Source organism: Cupriavidus metallidurans CH34, from assembly GCF_000196015.1.
GTDB lineage: Bacteria > Pseudomonadota > Gammaproteobacteria > Burkholderiales > Burkholderiaceae > Cupriavidus > Cupriavidus metallidurans.
Map to the genome: position 1 here is coordinate 215,735 of NC_007973.1, position 17,467 is coordinate 233,201.

Consider the following 17,467-nt stretch of genomic DNA (forward strand, 5'->3'; position numbering starts at 1 on the left):
CAGAGACAACGAGGAAGACCGCAGTGAACATTGCAGAAAACCGGCAGATCGCCGAAATCCATCACTACGTTGGCGGAACCGTGCGCCGTGCGGGCACGGACCGCTTTGCCGATGTGTTCAACCCCGCCACGGGCGAAGTGGCTGCGCGCGTGGCCATGGGCTCAGCCGATGACGTGGCGGCAGCAGTCGCCGCCGCCAAGGCCGCGGCCCCGGCATGGGCGGAGATGCCGCCGCTGCGCCGCGCCCGCATCCTGTTCAAGTTCAAGGAACTGCTCGACCGCCATCACGACGACCTGGCCGCGCTGATCACGCGTGAGCACGGCAAGGTGTTTTCCGATGCCAAGGGTGAAGTGACGCGCGGTATCGAGGTGGTGGAATTCGCCTGCGGCATCCCCAACCTGCTCAAGACCGACTTCACCGACAACATCGGCGGTGGCATCGACAACTGGAACCTGCGCCAGCCGCTGGGCGTGGTGGCCGGCATCACGCCGTTCAACTTCCCGGTCATGGTGCCGATGTGGATGTTCCCGGTGGCCCTGGCGTGTGGCAACACGTTCGTGCTGAAGCCGTCCGAGCGAGATCCGTCGCCGAGCCTGCTGATCGCCGATCTGCTCAAGCAGGCCGGTCTGCCCGATGGCGTGTTCAACGTGGTGCAGGGTGACAAGGTCGCCGTCGACGCGCTGCTGGCGCACCCGGACGTGCAGGCACTGTCGTTCGTCGGTTCCACGCCGATCGCCGAGTACATCTACACGGAAGGCACGAAGCACGGCAAGCGCGTGCAGGCGCTGGGCGGCGCGAAGAACCACCTGGTGGTGATGCCCGACGCCGATCTCGATCAGGCCGTGGACGCGCTGGTTGGCGCGGCGTACGGTTCCGCCGGTGAACGCTGCATGGCGATCTCGGTGGCCGTGGCCGTTGGCGACGTGGCCGACCGTCTGGTGCCGCGTCTGGCCGAGCGCGCGGCCACGCTGAAGATCCGCAACGGCATGGAGGACGACGCCGAAATGGGTCCGCTGGTGACCGCCGCGCACAAGGCGAAGGTCGAGGGCTATATCGCCAAGGGCGTGGCCGAAGGCGCGAAGCTGGTGACCGATGGCCGCGGCCACAAGGTGGACGGTCACGAGAACGGTTTCTTCGTCGGTGGCACGCTGTTCGACAACGTCAAGCCGGACATGACGATCTACAAGGAAGAGATTTTCGGTCCGGTGCTGTCAGTGGTACGCGTGCACGACTTTGCCGAGGCGGTGGATCTGATCAATCGCCACGAGTTTGGCAATGGCGTGTCGTGCTACACCAGCGACGGCGGCATCGCACGCGCTTTCGCGCGTCAGATCCAGGTGGGCATGGTCGGCATCAACGTGCCGATTCCGGTGCCGATGGCGTGGCATTCGTTCGGTGGCTGGAAGCGCTCGCTGTTCGGCGATCACCACGCTTACGGCGAGGAAGGTGTGCGCTTCTACACACGCTACAAGAGCGTGATGCAACGCTGGCCGGACAGCATCGCCAAGGGTGCGGAGTTCACGATGCCGGTGGCGAAGTAACGGCGTCAGCGCACGGCGACTGTCGGTTGGATCGGGCGTCCCTTAGGGGGCGCCCTTTTTTTTGGCGAGTTTCTTTTGCGAGTATCATGCCGCCCTTTCGCTGGCGCCGCTGCCGTTCAAAAGATGCGCAGCCCAGACCGCCGGCGGATTCCGCACAACCTATAGTCCTTACACGGACTTTCTGCCGGAGCCGCGCCATGAGTCTCTTTCGCACCAAAAACATCGACGCCATGCTGGAAGTCAGCGAGCACGACGGATTGCGAAAGGTGCTGGGGGCGGTGGATCTGGTGCTGATGGGTATCGGGGCCATCATCGGCACCGGGATTTTCGTGCTGACTGGCACCGGGGCGCTGACCGCGGGCCCCGCGCTGACGGTGTCGTTCGTGATCGCGGCCATGGCCTGCGGCTTCGCGGCGCTGTGCTATGCGGAGTTCGCTTCCGCGATCCCCGTATCGGGTTCGATCTACACGTATAGCTACGCCACGCTCGGCGAGATCGTGGCGTGGATGATTGGCTGGGACCTGCTGCTCGAGTACGGGCTGGCCACGTCGGCGGTGTCAGTAGGGTGGTCCGGCTACTTCCAGTCGCTGATCGCCGGGTTCGGCATCCATCTGCCGACCGTGCTGACTGCCGCGCCGGGCGCGGTGCCCGGTGAACACACGCTGTTCAACCTGCCCGCCTGCCTGATCATGCTGGCGATCACCTGGATCGTTTCATACGGCGTCAAGGAGTCGGCGCGACTCAACAACGTGATGGTGGCGATCAAGATCGGCGTCGTGCTGCTGTTCATCGCCGTCGGCGTCTGGCACGTGAAGCCCGCCAACTGGCAGCCGTTCGCGCCGTTCGGCATGACCGGCGTCTTCAACGCCGCCGCGCTCGTCTTCTTCGCGTTCATCGGGTTCGATGCGGTGACGTCGGCCGCCGAGGAAGTGCGCAACCCGCGCCGTGACCTGCCGATCGGCATCATCGGCTCGCTGGCGGTTTGCACCATCCTTTACGTGACCGTGGCAGCCATCATGACCGGCATCGTGCCATTCATGAAGTTCGAGGGCGTTGACCATCCGGTGTCGCTGGCGCTGCAATACGCGGGGCAGAACTGGGTGGCCGGGTTTGTTGATCTGGGCGCCATCCTCGGCATGACCACCGTGATTCTGGTGATGACCTACGGGCAGACGCGGATCATCTTCGCCATGTCGCGCGACGGGTTGCTGCCGGAAGCGTTATCGACGGTGCACCCGGTTCATGCAACGCCGTACACGGCCACGTGGACCGTCGGCATCGTGTTCGCGGCGATCGCCGCCTTCGTGCCGCTGAACGTACTGGCCGAACTGATCAACATCGGCACGCTGGCCGCGTTCACGCTGATCTCGATCGCGATCCTTGTGTTGCGCCGCACGCGCCCAGATTTGCGGCGCGGCTTCCGCTGCCCGGGCGTGCCCGTGGTGCCGCTGCTGGCCGTTGGCTTCTGCCTGTTCCTGATGGCCCATCTGCAGGCGCTGACCTGGATTGCATTCCTGTGCTGGATCGGGCTGGGTCTGATCATTTACTTCGCTTACTCGCGCCGCAACGCGGTGCTGCACAACCACGGCGGCGACGCCGAGGGCTGATCAGCGGCTGCCGGCGTCCTCGAGGAACGCGCGTGCGCGGGGATCGCTCGCGTAGGCCGAGTTGATGCGCACCCACGCCGTGGTCTCGCCGCCGGGGCGAAAGAAGTGTCCCGGCGCCAGCGCCACGCCGTGGTTTTCGGCCAGCGCGACGAGTTCGCGCGAGTCCTCGATGCCGCGCGGACGCGCCCACAGGAAATTGCCGCCTGCCGGCTCGCAGAACACGTCCCAGTTGTACTGACCCAGAAGCTTGACCACATCGGCCGTGACTTCGCGCGTGCGTACGCGCAGCCGCTCCACGTATTTGCGGTAGTTGCCGCGCTCCAGCATCGTCGCGGTGACGGCTTCGGCGAAATGGGAGCCCGCCACGCTCGTCAGCACCTTCACGTCGATCAGATCCTTGACCAGCGCCTTGTCTGCGACGATGTAGCCCACGCGCAGCGCCGCCGACACCGTCTTCGAAAACCCGCCAACGTAGATCACGTGCTCGAGCTGGTCGAGCGTGGCCAGCCGGTCGGTGAAGTTGAGCTGGAAGTCCGAGAAGATGTCGTCTTCCACGAAACGGAAGTTGTGCTTGCGCGCCAGTTCGAGCAGCCGGAATGCCACCGGTGGCGCCAGCGTCGAGCCGGTGGGGTTCTGCAGCACGCTGTTCGTGAAGAACAGCTTCGGCTTGTGATCACGCAGCAGGTGCTCGCAGGCCTCGGGGTCAGGCCCGTTCGGCGTGTGCGGCACGCCCACGAGCTGCACGCCCTGCATGCGCAGCAAGCCGAACAGGTTGTAGTAGCCGGGGTCTTCCACGAACACGGTATCGCCGGGCTTGAGCAGGTGGCGCGCCACGAGGTCGAGCGCCTGGCTTGCGCCCGTCGTGATCAGGATCTGAGACAACTCGGCCTGGATGCCGACCTGCCGCACGCGCGTCAGCACCTGCTTGCGCAGTTCCGGATGACCCAGCGGCGTGGCGTAGTGGATCACGCTGTCGATGTCGTGGCGCGTGATGTGGCGAATGGCCTGCGTCAGGCCCTCCACGTCGCGCCATTCCTCGGGCACGAAGCCGCCAGCCAGCTTCAGCGTGCCACTGGGGTGGTGGAACTGGTCGATGATATGGAGCGACAGGTCCTCGGCCAGACTCGGGTCGGACCAGCCGCGCCCACTGCGCCCGGCCAGCGTGCTGTCCGCGACGTAGAAGCCCGAGCCTTGCCGCGAATCGACCAATCCCTGCGAGACCAAGCGGTCGTAGGCCTCGATAACCGGAAAACGGCTGATGCCGTGCTCGGCGGCCATTTGCCGGATCGACGGCAGACGCGCGCCAGGCAGCGCTTCCCGCGAGCTGATCCAGGCCTTCACGCCCAGCACGATCTGTTCGGTCAGCGGTACGCCGGTGGAGGGGTCTAGTAGGAGTCTCATAGGAGGCGGCAGCGGCAACTGTCAGCAAAAACTACTGAACAGTTCAATGAAAACTGTTCGGAACTGTGCATGGGATTGTAGTCCGCGCCATGAATAATGGAAGCGTGGCGCGGCGTCACCGGAATCCTCACCGTCGCGCCGGCAAGATCAGGAGACACCCATGCGCGAACTCAGGACATTTGAGCTTGAAGAACCCGACCAACCCGTGACGTGGCGTGCCCGGCACGGCCACAGCGTCACCGCGCTGGAAGGCCGGTTGTGGCTGACCGTGGAAGGGCATCTGGCCGATATCTGGCTGCGGCCCGGCGATGTCATGACGCTGCCGGAAGGCACGCGCGTCTGGCTGTCGGGCGACGCACCCGGGTCGCGGTTCCTGCTGACCGAATCCCCCGCGCCGTGGTCGTTGCGGCGCGCGGTCTTCATCACCCGCCAGTTTGCCCGCCGCTGGGGCGAACACAAGACCGCCGCCTTCGGCGACTGCCCGCGGATCAGCGCCTGATCCGCCCCTGATTCGCCGCTACGGCTTTACTGTCTGGACCCCGACGCCCGCCTGGCGGGCGTCCGTGGCCATCACGCCGCTTCACCCAGTCCCTCCTCTGTGCGACGATGCCGCCATGGCGACCGAGGCTTACGCGCGCGCCTTGCCTTACGTTAACGTAAACGTCATATAATCGTCCGGCCCTCGTCAACGTGGTCGTCAGAACCACCGGCGTGCGGCAGCCAGCCACAAAACAGAGCGGTGGAGACAATGACTGATCTTTCTGATGTGAGCAGGACCGCGGCCGCCAAGCCGCCGGCAGTGCCTGGCCGGGGACCGGCCAACAAGGTGCGCTTTGTCACCGCGGCGTCGCTGTTCGACGGCCACGACGCGTCGATCAACATCATGCGGCGCATCCTTCAGTCGCAGGGGTGTGAAGTCATCCACCTCGGCCACAACCGCTCCGTGCAAGAGGTCGTCACGGCCGCGCTGCAGGAAGACGTGCAGGGCATCGCCATCTCCAGCTACCAGGGCGGGCACGTCGAATACTTCAAGTACATGATCGATCTGCTGCGCGAGCACGGCGGCGAGCACATCCAGGTGTTCGGCGGCGGCGGCGGCGTGATCGTGCCGGACGAGATTCGCGAGCTCCAGGCCTACGGCGTGGCCCGCATCTACAGTCCCGAGGACGGCCAGCGCATGGGGCTGGCCGGCATGATCACCGACATGGCGCAGCGTTGCGATATCGACTTGACGCGCTACGCACCCACTACGCTCGACACCGTGGTCGCCGGCGACCGCCGCGCGCTGGCGCAACTGATTACCGCGCTCGAGAACGGCAAGGCGGACCCGGAACTGGTCAGCGCATTGCATGCCCAGGCGAAGGCCGCTGCCGTGCCGGTCCTGGGCATCACTGGCACGGGCGGCGCGGGCAAGTCATCGCTGACCGATGAACTGATTCGCCGCTTCCGGCTTGATCAGGACGACGCGCTTTCGATCGCCGTGATCTCGATCGACCCGTCGCGCCGCAAATCGGGTGGCGCATTGCTGGGCGACCGCATTCGCATGAATGCGATCAACCACCCGAACATCTTCATGCGTTCGCTGGCCACCCGCGAGGCTGGCTCGGAGATCTCCCAGGCGCTGCCCGACGTCATCGCCGCGTGCAAGGCGGCGCGTTTCGATCTCGTGATCGTGGAGACGTCCGGCATCGGCCAGGGCGACGCAGCCATCGTGCCGCACGTCGACCTGTCGCTCTACGTGATGACGCCGGAATTCGGCGCGGCCAGCCAGCTCGAGAAGATCGACATGCTCGACTTCGCCGACTTCGTGGCCATCAACAAGTTCGACCGCAAGGGTGCGCAGGACGCCTGGCGCGACGTGGCCAAGCAGGTGCAGCGCAACCGCGAGCAATGGCACAGCCGGGCCGAGGACATGCCGGTCTATGGCACGCAGGCATCGCGCTTCAATGACGATGGCGTGACCATGCTCTACCAGGGACTGGTGGGGGCGCTGGGCGCGCGTGGCATGAGCCTGAAGCCGGGCACGCTGCCGAATCTGGAAGGCCGGATCTCGACCGGCCAGAATGTGATCGTGCCGCCTGCGCGCAGCCGGTATCTGGCGGAACTGGCCGATACGGTGCGCGCCTACCATCGCCGCGTGGTCGCCCAGAGCAAACTGGCGCGTGAGCGCCAGCAACTGCGCGCGGCGCATGACATGCTGCAGGGCGCTGGCCACGAGAGTGCCGCGCTCGAGACGCTGGCCAGCGAACGCGACGTCTCGCTTGGCGCGGTGGAGCGCAAGCTGCTGGCGATGTGGCCGCAAATGCAGCAGGCCTACAGCGGCGACGAGTACGTCGTGAAGATTCGCGACAAGGAAATCCGCACCGGCCTGATCAGCACCACGCTGTCGGGCACCAAGATCCGCAAGGTGGTGCTGCCGCGCTTCGAGGACGAAGGCGAGATCCTGAAGTGGCTGATGCGCGAGAACGTGCCGGGCAGCTTCCCGTACACGGCCGGCGTGTTCGCGTTCAAGCGCGAGGGTGAGGACCCCACGCGCATGTTCGCGGGCGAGGGCGATGCTTTCCGCACCAATCGCCGCTTCAAGCTCGTTTCCGAAGGCATGGAGGCCAAGCGGCTGTCCACGGCGTTCGACTCGGTCACGCTCTACGGTGAAGACCCGCACGAGCGGCCGGACATCTACGGCAAGGTGGGCAACTCCGGCGTGTCGATCGCCACGCTCGAGGACATGAAGGTTCTCTACGATGGCTTCGACCTGACCAACCCGTCCACGTCGGTCTCGATGACGATCAACGGCCCGGCGCCCACGATCCTGGCGATGTTCATGAACACGGCCATCGACCAGCAGATCGACCGTTTCCGCGCCGATAACGGCCGCGATCCGACAGCCGACGAGGAAGCGAAGATTCGCGCGTGGGTGCTGCAGAACGTGCGCGGCACGGTGCAGGCTGACATCCTGAAGGAAGACCAGGGCCAGAATACGTGCATCTTCTCGACCGAGTTCTCGCTCAAGGTGATGGGGGACATCCAGGAGTACTTCGTCCACCATCAGGTGCGCAACTTCTACTCCGTGTCGATCTCGGGCTATCACATCGCCGAAGCCGGTGCGAATCCGATTTCGCAACTGGCCTTCACGCTGGCCAACGGCTTCACGTATGTCGAGGCCTATCTGGCGCGCGGCATGCATATCGACGACTTCGCGCCCAACCTGTCGTTCTTCTTCTCGAACGGCATGGACCCGGAGTACAGCGTGCTGGGCCGCGTGGCACGCCGCATCTGGGCGGTGACGATGCGCGACAAGTACGGCGCCAACGACCGCAGCCAGAAGCTCAAGTACCACATCCAGACATCGGGCCGGTCACTGCACGCGCAGGAGATCGATTTCAACGACATCCGCACCACGCTGCAGGCCCTGATCGCGATCTACGACAACTGCAATTCGCTGCACACCAACGCCTATGACGAAGCCATCACCACCCCGACGGCCGAATCGGTGCGCCGGGCGCTGGCGATCCAGCTGATCATCAATCGCGAATGGGGCGTGGCCAAGTGCGAGAACCCGAATCAGGGCAGTTTCCTGATCGAGGAACTGACCGATCTCGTCGAGGAGGCGGTGCTGCAGGAGTTCGAGCGCATCGCCGAACGCGGCGGGGTGCTGGGCGCGATGGAAACCGGCTACCAGCGCGGCAAGATTCAGGAGGAATCGCTGTACTACGAACAGCTCAAGCACGACGGCACCTTGCCGATCATCGGCGTGAACACGTTCCGCAATCCGAACGGGGACCCGACGCCACAAACGCTGGAACTGGCCCGCTCCAGCGAGGACGAGAAGCAGAGCCAGTTGCACCGCCTGACGGAATTCCATGGGGCGCACCAGGCCGATGCGGAGGCGATGCTGGCAAGGCTGCGCCAGGCCGTGATCGACAACCGGAACGTCTTTGCCGTGCTGATGGACGCCGTGCGCGTGTGCTCGCTGGGGCAGATCACGCACGCGCTGTTCGAGGTCGGTGGGCAATACCGGCGCAATATGTAATTGCGTCGATGGAAATAATGGGTGGGGCGGTTCACGGCGGCGGACGCTGGGGCTACACTCAGCGTTCCGCTTGAAAAACCGAGACACCCATGCAGGCCGAGTACGACAGCAACAACATCTTCGCGCGCATCCTGCGCGGCGAACTCCCGTGCTTCAAGGTTTATGAAGACGCGGACACGATTGCGTTCATGGACATCATGCCGCAATCAGACGGTCACACACTAGTGGTGCCGAAGGAGCAGGCCGTCGACGTGTTCGGCCTGTCCGAGGCCGGCGCGGCCGCGGCGATCCGTGCGACGCAGATCGTCGCGCGTGGCGTGCGCGAGGCCTTCCAGCCCGATGGCGTGGTGATCAGCCAGTTCAATGGCGCAGCGGCCGGCCAGACCGTGCCGCACATCCACTTTCATATCGTGCCGCGCTACGTGGACCAGCCGCTGCGCGGCCATGCACGCCAGCAACAGGACATGGGCGTGCTCAAGCAGCACGCCGAGCGCGTCATTGCCGCGCTGGCGAAGCTCAAGGGCTGAGCGCGCCCGAAAATCGAATCACCAAACAACTGGAAACTGAAGGAAGGAAGACAGACATGGCAATCAAGACAGTGGGCATCGTTGGTGCCGGCACGATGGGTAACGGCATTGCGCAGGCCTGCGCGGTGGTCGGCATCGACGTGGTGATGATCGACATCAGCGACGCCGCCGTCCAGAAGGGCATCGCCACCGTGGCCGGCAGCCTCGACCGTCTGATCAAGAAGGAAAAGGCCACCGAGGCGGACAAGGCCGCGGCGCTGGCACGTATCCACGGCAGCACGTCGTACGACGATCTGAAGCGCGCCGACATCGTGATCGAGGCGGCCACCGAAAACTTCGACCTGAAGGTCAAGATCCTGAAGCAGATCGATGGCATCGTCGGCCCCGACGTGATCGTTGCATCGAACACCTCGTCGATCTCGATCACCAAGCTGGCCGCTGTAACGTCGCGCGCGGACCGCTTTATCGGCATGCACTTCTTCAACCCGGTGCCGATGATGGCGTTGGTCGAACTGATTCGTGGCCTGCAGACCAGCGATGCCGCGCACGCCGACGTCGAGGACCTCGCCAAGCGTCTGGGCAAGTACCCGATCACGGTCAAGAACAGCCCGGGTTTCGTGGTCAACCGCATTCTCTGCCCGATGATCAACGAAGCGTTCTGCGTGCTCGGTGAAGGCCTGGCCTCGCCCGAGGAAATCGACGAAGGCATGAAGCTCGGCTGCAATCATCCGATCGGTCCGCTGGCGCTGGCCGACATGATCGGTCTGGACACGATGCTTGCCGTCATGGAAGTGCTCTACACCGAGTTCGCCGATCCGAAGTACCGTCCGGCCATGCTGATGCGCGAAATGGTGGCCGCAGGCTATCTGGGCCGCAAGACGGGCCGTGGCGTGTACGTGTACAGCAAGTAAGTCTCACGCGCGCGTTGCGCGCTGATCCGGCCCCTTCCGCCACGGCGAGGAGGGGCCGAAGGTGGCGAAAGGCCTACCGGAAATGGCTGCGCAGCGCTGGCTGATCGTCATTCCCCATACTGCCGCAGTCCCTCCAGATCGAGTGCTTCGATCACACCATAATCCACACGCACCAGCCCCTGTTGTTCCAGCACCTTGAGGGCCTGGTTCGCGCGCTGACGCGAGATGCCTGCGAGCAGTCCGATCTCCTCCTGCGAGATTTCGAGCGTGGTGCCAATGCCGGGATAGAGGCTCTCATTGAACAGCGACGACACGGCGCGTGCCACGCGTGAATCGATGTCGAGCAGCCGTTCGTATTCGACCGCCGCGATGAACTGGCCAAGCCGGTCATTGAGCTGCATCAGCAGAAATCGCGTGAACGGCAGGCTGGTATCCAGCAACCACTGAAAAGTCTCGATGGGAATGAAGGCGATACGTGATCGGCGCAGCGCCATGACGTCGTACTTGCGGATCTCGTGCTTGAGCACCGCGCCTTCGCCAAACCATCCGCCCGTGGGCACGCCCGTGAACGTGACCGACTTGCCCGACGGCGAGACAGTTGTGATCTTGACCACGCCTTCCACGACGCCGAGCCAGTGCTCGGCCATCTCGCCCTTGTGGCAGACATACTCGCCCTGGGTGTACTCGCGCACCGTAGTCACGCGTTTGACACGCGCGCGTTGTTCGGGGCTCAGGTTGGTGGCCCAGGCGCATCGGTCGATGAAGTCGTTGTTGGTGGCGGTCATCTCAATCGTAGGGATTAACCCGGAATTGTCATCGGCGTGACAACCCCGGGGGATGGCATCGGCTATCTTACGATCACGCGGAACCGGCCTTTGCCAGCACATCCAGGTGCGATTGCACAAACAGGCAAGGCAGGCATGATGCAGTGCGGCAGCGCCGCATGTGACGTGCCCAGTATAACGACCGGTCTGGGGGCTTGATACCCGGCGTGGCCCGTAGGGAACCAACCCTGCGTCCGATGGTGGAGAGGAGACAGCGATGCAGGAATCGTCGGCAACGACCTTCCCGCGATGCCTGCTGGCGCACGCCACGCAGCGGCCCGATCATCCGGCCTATCGCGAGAAGGATCTCGGTATCTGGCAGACATATGGCTGGTCGCAGACCGCGAACGAGGTTAGGGCCCTTGCCTGTGGGCTCGCGGCGCTGGGCTTCCGGCGCGGCATGAACCTGGCCGTGGTCGGTGACAACCGTCCGCGTCTTTACTGGGCCATGACCGCCGCCCAGGCGCTGGGCGGCATTCCGGTGCCGCTGTACCAGGACGCGATCGCCAACGAGATGATCTACGTGCTCGACGATGCGGAGATCGAGTTCGCGATCGTCGAGGACCAGGAACAGGTCGACAAGCTGCTCGAAGTGGAATCGCAGCTCGCCGCGCGTGGCCGCGCGGTACGCCACCTGATCTACGAAGACCCACGCGGATTGCGCGACTACGATCATCCGTCGCTGCTTTCGTACGAACGCGTGCAGGAGATCGGCCGCGAGTTCGACCGCGCGAACCCCGGATTCTTTGACGCGGCAGTGCAGGCCGGCGCGCCGGAAGACACGGCCATCATCCTCTATACATCCGGCACCACTGGCAAACCGAAGGGCGTGTGCCACTCGCATGCGGGCCTGATTGGCTCGGCCCGTAACGGCTGCAAGTTCGATGGCCTTGGTGCCGATGACGACGTGCTGTCGTACCTGCCGATGGCCTGGGTAGGCGACAACCTGTTCTCGTACGCGCAGGCGCTGGTGGCAGGCTTCACCGTGAACTGCCCGGAGTCCCGCGAGACCGTGATGACAGATCTGCGCGAGATCGGCCCGACCTACTACTTCGCGCCGCCGCGCATCTATGAAGGATTGTTGACGCAAGTCATGATTCGCATGGAGGACGCGGGCTGGATCAAGCGCCGCCTCTTTCAATGGGCGATGAACGTGGCGCGCCGTTGCGGCGCGGACATCCTCGACAAGCGGCCGGTAGCGACGCTGGATCGGCTGCGCTATGCGCTGGGTGAAGCGCTAATCTACGGCCCGCTGCGCAACGTGCTTGGCATGAGCCGCATCCGCGTGGGCTACACGGCGGGCGAGGCGATCGGCCCGGACCTGTTCCGCTTCTATCGCTCGATCGGCATTAACCTGAAGCAGTTCTACGGCCAGACCGAAACCTGCGCTTACGTCTGCCTGCAGCCGGACGGCCAGGTCAAGTTCGATACGGTGGGACCGGCCGCCCCAGGCATGGAAATCCGCATCGCCGAAAACGGCGAAGTGCTGGTGCGCGGCGTGGGGCTGCTCAAGAACTACTACAAGCGCGACGACGCCACACGCGAGGCGATCAACGACGAAGGCTACTTCCTGACCGGCGACGCCGGCGTGATCGATGCCGACGGGCACCTCAAGATCATCGACCGGGCCAAGGACGTGGGCAAGCTGGCCGATGGCTCGATGTTCGCGCCCAAGTACATCGAGAACAAGCTCAAGTTCTTCCCGTACATCAAGGAAGCGGTGGCCTTCGGTACCGACCGCGACCGCGTCTGCGCGTTTATCAATATCGACTTCGACGCCGTGGGCAACTGGGCCGAGCGCCGCCATTTGCCCTATGCGGGCTACGTCGACCTGGCTGCCCAGCCCGACGTGATCGCGATGATCGCCGAATGCGTCGAGCAGGTGAACGCCGATCTGGCCGCCGATGCGATGCTGGCTGGGTCGCAGATCGCACGCTTCCTGATCCTGCATAAGGAACTCGATCCGGACGACGACGAACTCACGCGCACGCGCAAGGTGCGGCGCGGCTTCATCGCGGAGAAGTACGGCGTGCTGGTCGAGGCGCTCTATGCGGGCAAGCCCGAGCAGTTCATCGAGACGCGCGTGAAGTTCGAGGATGGGCGCGAGGGCAGCGTGTCGGCCACGCTGAAGCTGGTGGATGTGAAGCGCTTCCCGCCCGTAGGCGGCGCGCGCGCGGCGTGAGCACGGAGGGTATGGCATGACGGTCACCCAGACAGCGTGGCAAGGCGGCATGGCCCGCGTGGACGCCACAGGCACGTTGGTGCCGCCGGGCGCGATTGCCCCGGCCGGGCACGTGGAGGGCACGCACGGCGACAGCCCGCGCCCCGGCAGTGCGCGTGAGCCAGAGTCGACGTCCCACGTTCGCACGCGCGGCGACGTGATTCTCGATCTGCAGAACATCTCGCTGTCGTTCGGCGGCGTGAAGGCGCTGACCGATATCTCGTTCGACGTCTGCGAGCACGAGATCCGCGCAATCATCGGCCCGAACGGCGCGGGCAAGAGTTCGATGCTGAATGTGATCAACGGCGTCTATCACCCGCAGCAGGGCCGCATCGTGTTTCGAGGCCAGGAGCGTCGCCAGATGCATCCCACGGCTGCTGCGCGCCAGGGCATCGCACGGACGTTCCAGAACATCGCGCTGTTCAAGGGCATGACCGTGCTGGACAACATCATGACCGGCCGCAACACGCAGTTCCGCACGGGCGTGTTCGCCCACGCGCTCTGGTGGGGGCCGGCCCGCGCCGAAGAGATGCGTCATCGCCGCAAGGTCGAGGAGGTGATCGACTTCCTCGAGATCCAGGCGATCCGCAAGACACCGGTCGGCAGGCTGCCTTACGGCCTGCAGAAGCGCGTGGAACTGGCGCGCGCGCTGGCTGCGGAACCGTCGATGCTGTTGCTCGATGAACCGATGGCGGGCATGAACGTGGAAGAGAAGCAGGACATGTGCCGTTTCATCCTGGACGTGAACCATCAGTTCGGCACCACCATCGTGCTGATCGAGCACGACATGGGCGTGGTGATGGATATCTCCGACCGCGTGGTGGTACTCGACTACGGCAAGAAGATCGGCGATGGCACGCCCGATGAGGTCAAGTCGAACCCGGACGTGATTCGCGCATACCTCGGCACGGCGCACTGAGCGCCCCGGGGTCATAGAGAGCATTGAGAGGATAGCGGCGATGAGTTTCTTCTTCGAAATCCTGATCGGCGGCTTGCTGTCAGGACTGATGTACTCGCTCGTGGCACTGGGCTTCGTGCTGATCTACAAGGCGTCAGGCGTGTTCAACTTCGCGCAGGGCGCGATGGTCTACTTCGCCGCGCTTGCCGTGGTCGGGTTGATGGACAAGGGGCTGCCGATGTGGGCCGCCGTGATCGGCGCGTTCATCGTCATGATCATCGTCGGCATGAGCACCGAGCGCTTCGTGCTGCGCAAGCTGGTCAACCAGCCGCCAATCACGCTGTTCATGGCCACGATCGGGCTGTCGTTCTTCCTGGAGGGGCTGGGGCCGCTGCTTTTCGGCAACGAGGTGCGCCCGATCCAGCTCGGCATCGTTGACGAGCCGATTGAATCGATCCTGACGCGCTTCAACATCGTCGTGTCGAAGTTCGACCTGGCCGCCGCGCTGATCGCGGCAGTACTGGTGGCGGGGCTGGCGCTGTTCTTCCAGTACACCAAGGTCGGCCGCGCGCTGCGCGCGGTGGCGGACGACCATCAGGCCGCGCTTTCGCTCGGGATTCCGCTGCAGAACATCTGGGCCATCGTCTGGGGCGTGGCCGGATTCGTGGCGCTGGTGGCCGGCATGTTGTGGGGCTCGCGCAATGGCGTGCAGTTCGCGCTGACGCTGACGGCGCTCAAGGCGCTGCCGGTGCTGATTCTCGGCGGCTTCACGTCGGTGCCCGGCGCGATCGTCGGCGGGCTGATCATCGGCGCATCGGAGAAGCTGGCCGAGATCTACATCCCGCCGGTGTTCCAGTCGGTGTTCGGCGGCAATTTCGGGGGGATCGAAGGCTGGTTCCCGTATGTGTTCGCGTTGCTGTTTCTGCTCGTACGGCCAGAGGGGCTGTTCGGCGAGAAGCACATCGACCGCGTCTGACGGAGAGCCGACATGCTTTATCGCGAATCCGGACAGTTCAAGACCAGCTACGTTGCCGACAGCCAGATTTTCCCGATCCGGCAGGACCGCATCTTCTTTGCCCTGCTGATGGCGGTGGCGTTCGTGGCGATTCCGTTCGTCGGCACCGAATACTGGCTCAGCGCCATCCTGACGCCGTTCCTGATCTTCTCGCTGGCGGCGCTTGGACTCAACATTCTCACCGGCTACGCTGGCCAGCTCTCGCTCGGCACGGCCGCATTCATGGCGGTGGGCGCGTACGCGGCCTACAACTTCCAGCTTCGGATCGAAGGCATTCCGGTGCTGCTGACGTTCATCCTGGCCGGCGCGTCGGCGGCGGTGGTGGGTGTGGCGTTCGGGCTGCCGTCGCTGCGCATCAAGGGCTTCTACCTGGCGGTGGCCACGCTGGCCGCGCAGTTCTTCGTGGTGTGGGCGCTGACCAAGTTTCCCTGGTTGTCGAACAACAGTTCCTCGGGCGTGATCACGGCGCAGCGGCTCGACCTGTTTGGCGTGGCGATCGACACCCCGGTGAAGAAGTATCTGTTTGTGCTGGGCATCGTCACCGTGCTGGCGCTGATCGCCAAGAACCTGGTGCGCTCGGCCACGGGCCGCGCGTGGATGGCGGTGCGCGACATGGACGTGGCGGCCGAGGTGATCGGCATCCCGCTGATGCGCACCAAGCTGCTGGCGTTCGCAGTCAGCTCCTTCTATTGCGGCGTGGCTGGCGCGCTGTATGCGTTCTGCTATCTGGGCTCGGTGGAGCCAGATGGCTTCTCGCTCGATCTGTCGTTCCGCATCCTGTTCATGATCATCATCGGCGGCGTGGGCAGCATCCTGGGCTCGTTCCTGGGCGCCGCATTCATCCTGCTGCTGCCGATATTTCTCGACAACGTGCTGCCCGCGCTGGCGTCGTCGCTGCACCTGCCGTTCACGAACGCCACGGTGTCGCATATCCAGCTCATGGTGTTCGGCGGGTTGATCATCTTCTTCCTGATCGTCGAGCCGCATGGCCTGGCTCGCCTCTGGCAGATCGCCAAGGAGAAGCTGCGCTTGTGGCCATTCCCGCACTAGTCCCGTGTGCCCGTATTTCATGTCGTTCCCATAACAACGCCCGATCGAGGTGAAGGAGACTGTGATGACAACCGTGTTTCGCAACGTGCAGCGCGCCGCCCTTGTGGTCAGCGTCGCGGCTGCCATGCTGGTACCGGCATTGCCGGCGCTGGCGCAAACCAATGATCAGTTCGTCGCGCTGCCGAGCTACCGTGTTGGCCCGTACGGCGCCAACGGCCAGTCGTTCTATGGCGGCTTCGTGGACTACCTGAACTACGTCAATCTCAAGGAAGGTGGCGTCAACGGCGTCAAGCTGGGCTGGGAAGAGTGCGAGACCGAGTACAACAACGCCAAGGGCGTGGAGTGCTACGAGCGCTTGAAGGCCAAGAGCAGCGCGAGCAAGGGCACCGCCTATCACACAATGTCCACGGGTATCTCGTACGCGCTGGTCGACAAGACCGCCGCCGACAAGGTGCCGCTGGTGATGATGGGCTACGGACGTACCGATGCAGTGGATGGCTCGGTCTTCCCGTACGCGTTTCCGCTGGTGACGACGTACCAGATGCAGGTATCGGCCATCGTCAAGTTCCTGGCGTCGAAGAACGGCGGATCGCTGGCCGGCAAGAAGATCGTCTACCTGTATCACGATTCGGCCTACGGCAAGGAGCCGATCGTCGCGCTCGAGGCCGAAGCCAAACTCGGCAAGTTCAACCTGGTCGAGATTCCCGTGGCGCACCCGGGCAACGAGCAGGGTGCGCAGTGGCTCAAGATCCGCCAGGAGAATCCTGACTACGTGATCTTCTGGGGCTGGGGCGTGATGAACCAGACCGCGCTGAAGGCTGCGCAGAAGGTCGGCTACTCGCGCGACAAGATGATCGGGTCGTGGTGGGCCGGGTCCGAGGAGGACACGGTACCGGCCGGCGAGGCCGCCAAGGGCTACATGAGCGCCACCTGGAACGTGGCTGGCAAGAACGTGCCGCTGATTGCTGACATCGAGAAGGTGGTCTACGGCGCCGGCAAGGGCAACATGCAGGATCGCAACAAGGTCGGCTCGGTGCTCTATAACCGCGGCGTGTCGGCGGCCGTGGTGACCGTCGAAGCCATCCGCGGGGCGCAGGCGAAGTTCGGCAAGGGCAAGGTGATGAGCGGCGACGAAATGCGCTGGGCCTTCGAGAACCTGAACCTGACCAGCGCGCGGTTGCAGCAGGTTGGCGCCACCGGCCTGCTGCCGGAGATCAAGACGAGCTGCGACAACCACGAGGGCTCCGGCAAGGTGAAGATCCAGCAGTGGGACGGCGCCAAGTGGGTGGTGGTGTCCGACTGGATCGAGGGTAACAAGAGCCTGATCCACCCGCTGTTCAAGGCCACGGCGGCGCAGTACGCGAAGGAAAAGGGCATCACGCCGGCTTGCATGAAGTCGTAGGCGTTGCCTTTCCCCCGCTCCCACTCGTGGGGGCGGGGAG

General features: G+C 64.4%; 13 protein-coding genes. 11 read left to right on the top strand and 2 right to left on the bottom strand.

The annotated features are described in order from the left end of the window. The first annotated feature begins 23 nt into the window (after positions 1-23). Together RMET_RS01050 and RMET_RS01055 are read left to right on the top strand one after the other, a co-directional pair. Complete coding sequence (locus RMET_RS01050; RefSeq protein ID WP_008641802.1) at positions 24-1,541, top strand: CoA-acylating methylmalonate-semialdehyde dehydrogenase; 1,518 nt, start codon at positions 24-26, stop codon at positions 1,539-1,541. A gap of 197 nt (positions 1,542-1,738) precedes the next feature. Further along, a complete protein-coding gene (locus tag RMET_RS01055) occupies positions 1,739-3,148 on the top strand; it encodes an amino acid permease (RefSeq protein ID WP_011515112.1) in 1,410 nt (469 codons plus the stop codon). Here RMET_RS01055 and RMET_RS01060 read toward each other — a convergent pair whose 3' ends face one another. After that, positions 3,149-4,549: an aminotransferase-like domain-containing protein gene (locus RMET_RS01060; RefSeq protein WP_011515113.1), complete on the bottom strand. Its 1,401-nt coding sequence runs from the start codon at positions 4,547-4,549 to the stop codon at positions 3,149-3,151. It lies immediately after the preceding gene. 160 nt (positions 4,550-4,709) lie between these two features. Here RMET_RS01060 and RMET_RS01065 point away from each other — a divergent pair, with 160 nt between their 5' ends. From RMET_RS01065 to RMET_RS01080, 4 genes are all read left to right on the top strand, one after another. Then, positions 4,710-5,048, top strand: a complete 339-nt coding sequence (locus RMET_RS01065; protein ID WP_011515114.1) for a DUF2917 domain-containing protein — start codon at positions 4,710-4,712, stop codon at positions 5,046-5,048. Positions 5,049-5,297: 249 nt separating this feature from the next. Next, positions 5,298-8,579 (top strand): fused isobutyryl-CoA mutase/GTPase IcmF, encoded by a 3,282-nt coding sequence (gene icmF / locus RMET_RS01070; RefSeq protein ID WP_011515115.1) that lies wholly within the window; start codon positions 5,298-5,300, stop codon positions 8,577-8,579. A gap of 89 nt (positions 8,580-8,668) precedes the next feature. After that, positions 8,669-9,106, top strand: a complete 438-nt coding sequence (locus RMET_RS01075; RefSeq protein ID WP_011515116.1) for an HIT family protein — start codon at positions 8,669-8,671, stop codon at positions 9,104-9,106. Between the two features lie 56 nt (positions 9,107-9,162). Then, positions 9,163-10,017, top strand: coding sequence for a 3-hydroxybutyryl-CoA dehydrogenase (locus tag RMET_RS01080; protein WP_011515117.1), 855 nt, complete (start codon positions 9,163-9,165; stop codon positions 10,015-10,017). A 107-nt stretch (positions 10,018-10,124) separates the two neighbouring features. On the opposite strand, the gene RMET_RS01085 is transcribed toward RMET_RS01080, so the two are convergent. Next, positions 10,125-10,802, bottom strand: coding sequence for a Crp/Fnr family transcriptional regulator (locus tag RMET_RS01085; protein WP_024569295.1), 678 nt, complete (start codon positions 10,800-10,802; stop codon positions 10,125-10,127). 256 nt (positions 10,803-11,058) lie between these two features. Here RMET_RS01085 and RMET_RS01090 point away from each other — a divergent pair, with 256 nt between their 5' ends. The 5 genes from RMET_RS01090 (at position 11,059) to RMET_RS01110 (ending at position 17,427) form a co-directional block, all read left to right on the top strand. After that, positions 11,059-13,023: an AMP-binding protein gene (locus RMET_RS01090; protein ID WP_011515119.1), complete on the top strand. Its 1,965-nt coding sequence runs from the start codon at positions 11,059-11,061 to the stop codon at positions 13,021-13,023. A gap of 16 nt (positions 13,024-13,039) precedes the next feature. Beyond that, positions 13,040-13,981 carry an ABC transporter ATP-binding protein gene (locus RMET_RS01095; protein ID WP_011515120.1) on the top strand — a complete coding sequence of 314 codons (942 nt, stop codon included), beginning with the start codon at positions 13,040-13,042 and terminating at the stop codon, positions 13,979-13,981. Positions 13,982-14,021: 40 nt separating this feature from the next. Beyond that, on the top strand, positions 14,022-14,936 hold the full coding sequence (locus tag RMET_RS01100) for a branched-chain amino acid ABC transporter permease (protein ID WP_011515121.1): 915 nt from the start codon (positions 14,022-14,024) through the stop codon (positions 14,934-14,936). Positions 14,937-14,948: 12 nt separating this feature from the next. Next, complete coding sequence (locus tag RMET_RS01105) at positions 14,949-16,025, top strand: branched-chain amino acid ABC transporter permease (RefSeq protein WP_011515122.1); 1,077 nt, start codon at positions 14,949-14,951, stop codon at positions 16,023-16,025. A 64-nt stretch (positions 16,026-16,089) separates the two neighbouring features. Further along, entirely contained in the window at positions 16,090-17,427 is a 1,338-nt protein-coding gene (locus RMET_RS01110) for an ABC transporter substrate-binding protein (RefSeq protein WP_011515123.1), read from the top strand. The last annotated feature ends 40 nt before the right edge of the window (positions 17,428-17,467 follow it).

Bases quoted from the DNA above. Each gene is read 5' to 3' on its own strand.
- RMET_RS01095 (WP_011515120.1), top strand. From the start codon at position 13,040: ATGACGGTCACCCAGACAGCGTGGCAAGGCGGCATGGCCCGCGTGGAC.
- RMET_RS01085 (WP_024569295.1), bottom strand. From the start codon at position 10,802: ATGACCGCCACCAACAACGACTTCATCGACCGATGCGCCTGGGCCACC.
- RMET_RS01105 (WP_011515122.1), top strand. From the start codon at position 14,949: ATGCTTTATCGCGAATCCGGACAGTTCAAGACCAGCTACGTTGCCGAC.
- RMET_RS01055 (WP_011515112.1), top strand. From the start codon at position 1,739: ATGAGTCTCTTTCGCACCAAAAACATCGACGCCATGCTGGAAGTCAGC.
- RMET_RS01060 (WP_011515113.1), bottom strand. From the start codon at position 4,549: ATGAGACTCCTACTAGACCCCTCCACCGGCGTACCGCTGACCGAACAG.
- RMET_RS01110 (WP_011515123.1), top strand. From the start codon at position 16,090: ATGACAACCGTGTTTCGCAACGTGCAGCGCGCCGCCCTTGTGGTCAGC.
- RMET_RS01080 (WP_011515117.1), top strand. From the start codon at position 9,163: ATGGCAATCAAGACAGTGGGCATCGTTGGTGCCGGCACGATGGGTAAC.
- icmF (WP_011515115.1), top strand. From the start codon at position 5,298: ATGACTGATCTTTCTGATGTGAGCAGGACCGCGGCCGCCAAGCCGCCG.
- RMET_RS01100 (WP_011515121.1), top strand. From the start codon at position 14,022: ATGAGTTTCTTCTTCGAAATCCTGATCGGCGGCTTGCTGTCAGGACTG.
- RMET_RS01090 (WP_011515119.1), top strand. From the start codon at position 11,059: ATGCAGGAATCGTCGGCAACGACCTTCCCGCGATGCCTGCTGGCGCAC.
- RMET_RS01075 (WP_011515116.1), top strand. From the start codon at position 8,669: ATGCAGGCCGAGTACGACAGCAACAACATCTTCGCGCGCATCCTGCGC.
- RMET_RS01065 (WP_011515114.1), top strand. From the start codon at position 4,710: ATGCGCGAACTCAGGACATTTGAGCTTGAAGAACCCGACCAACCCGTG.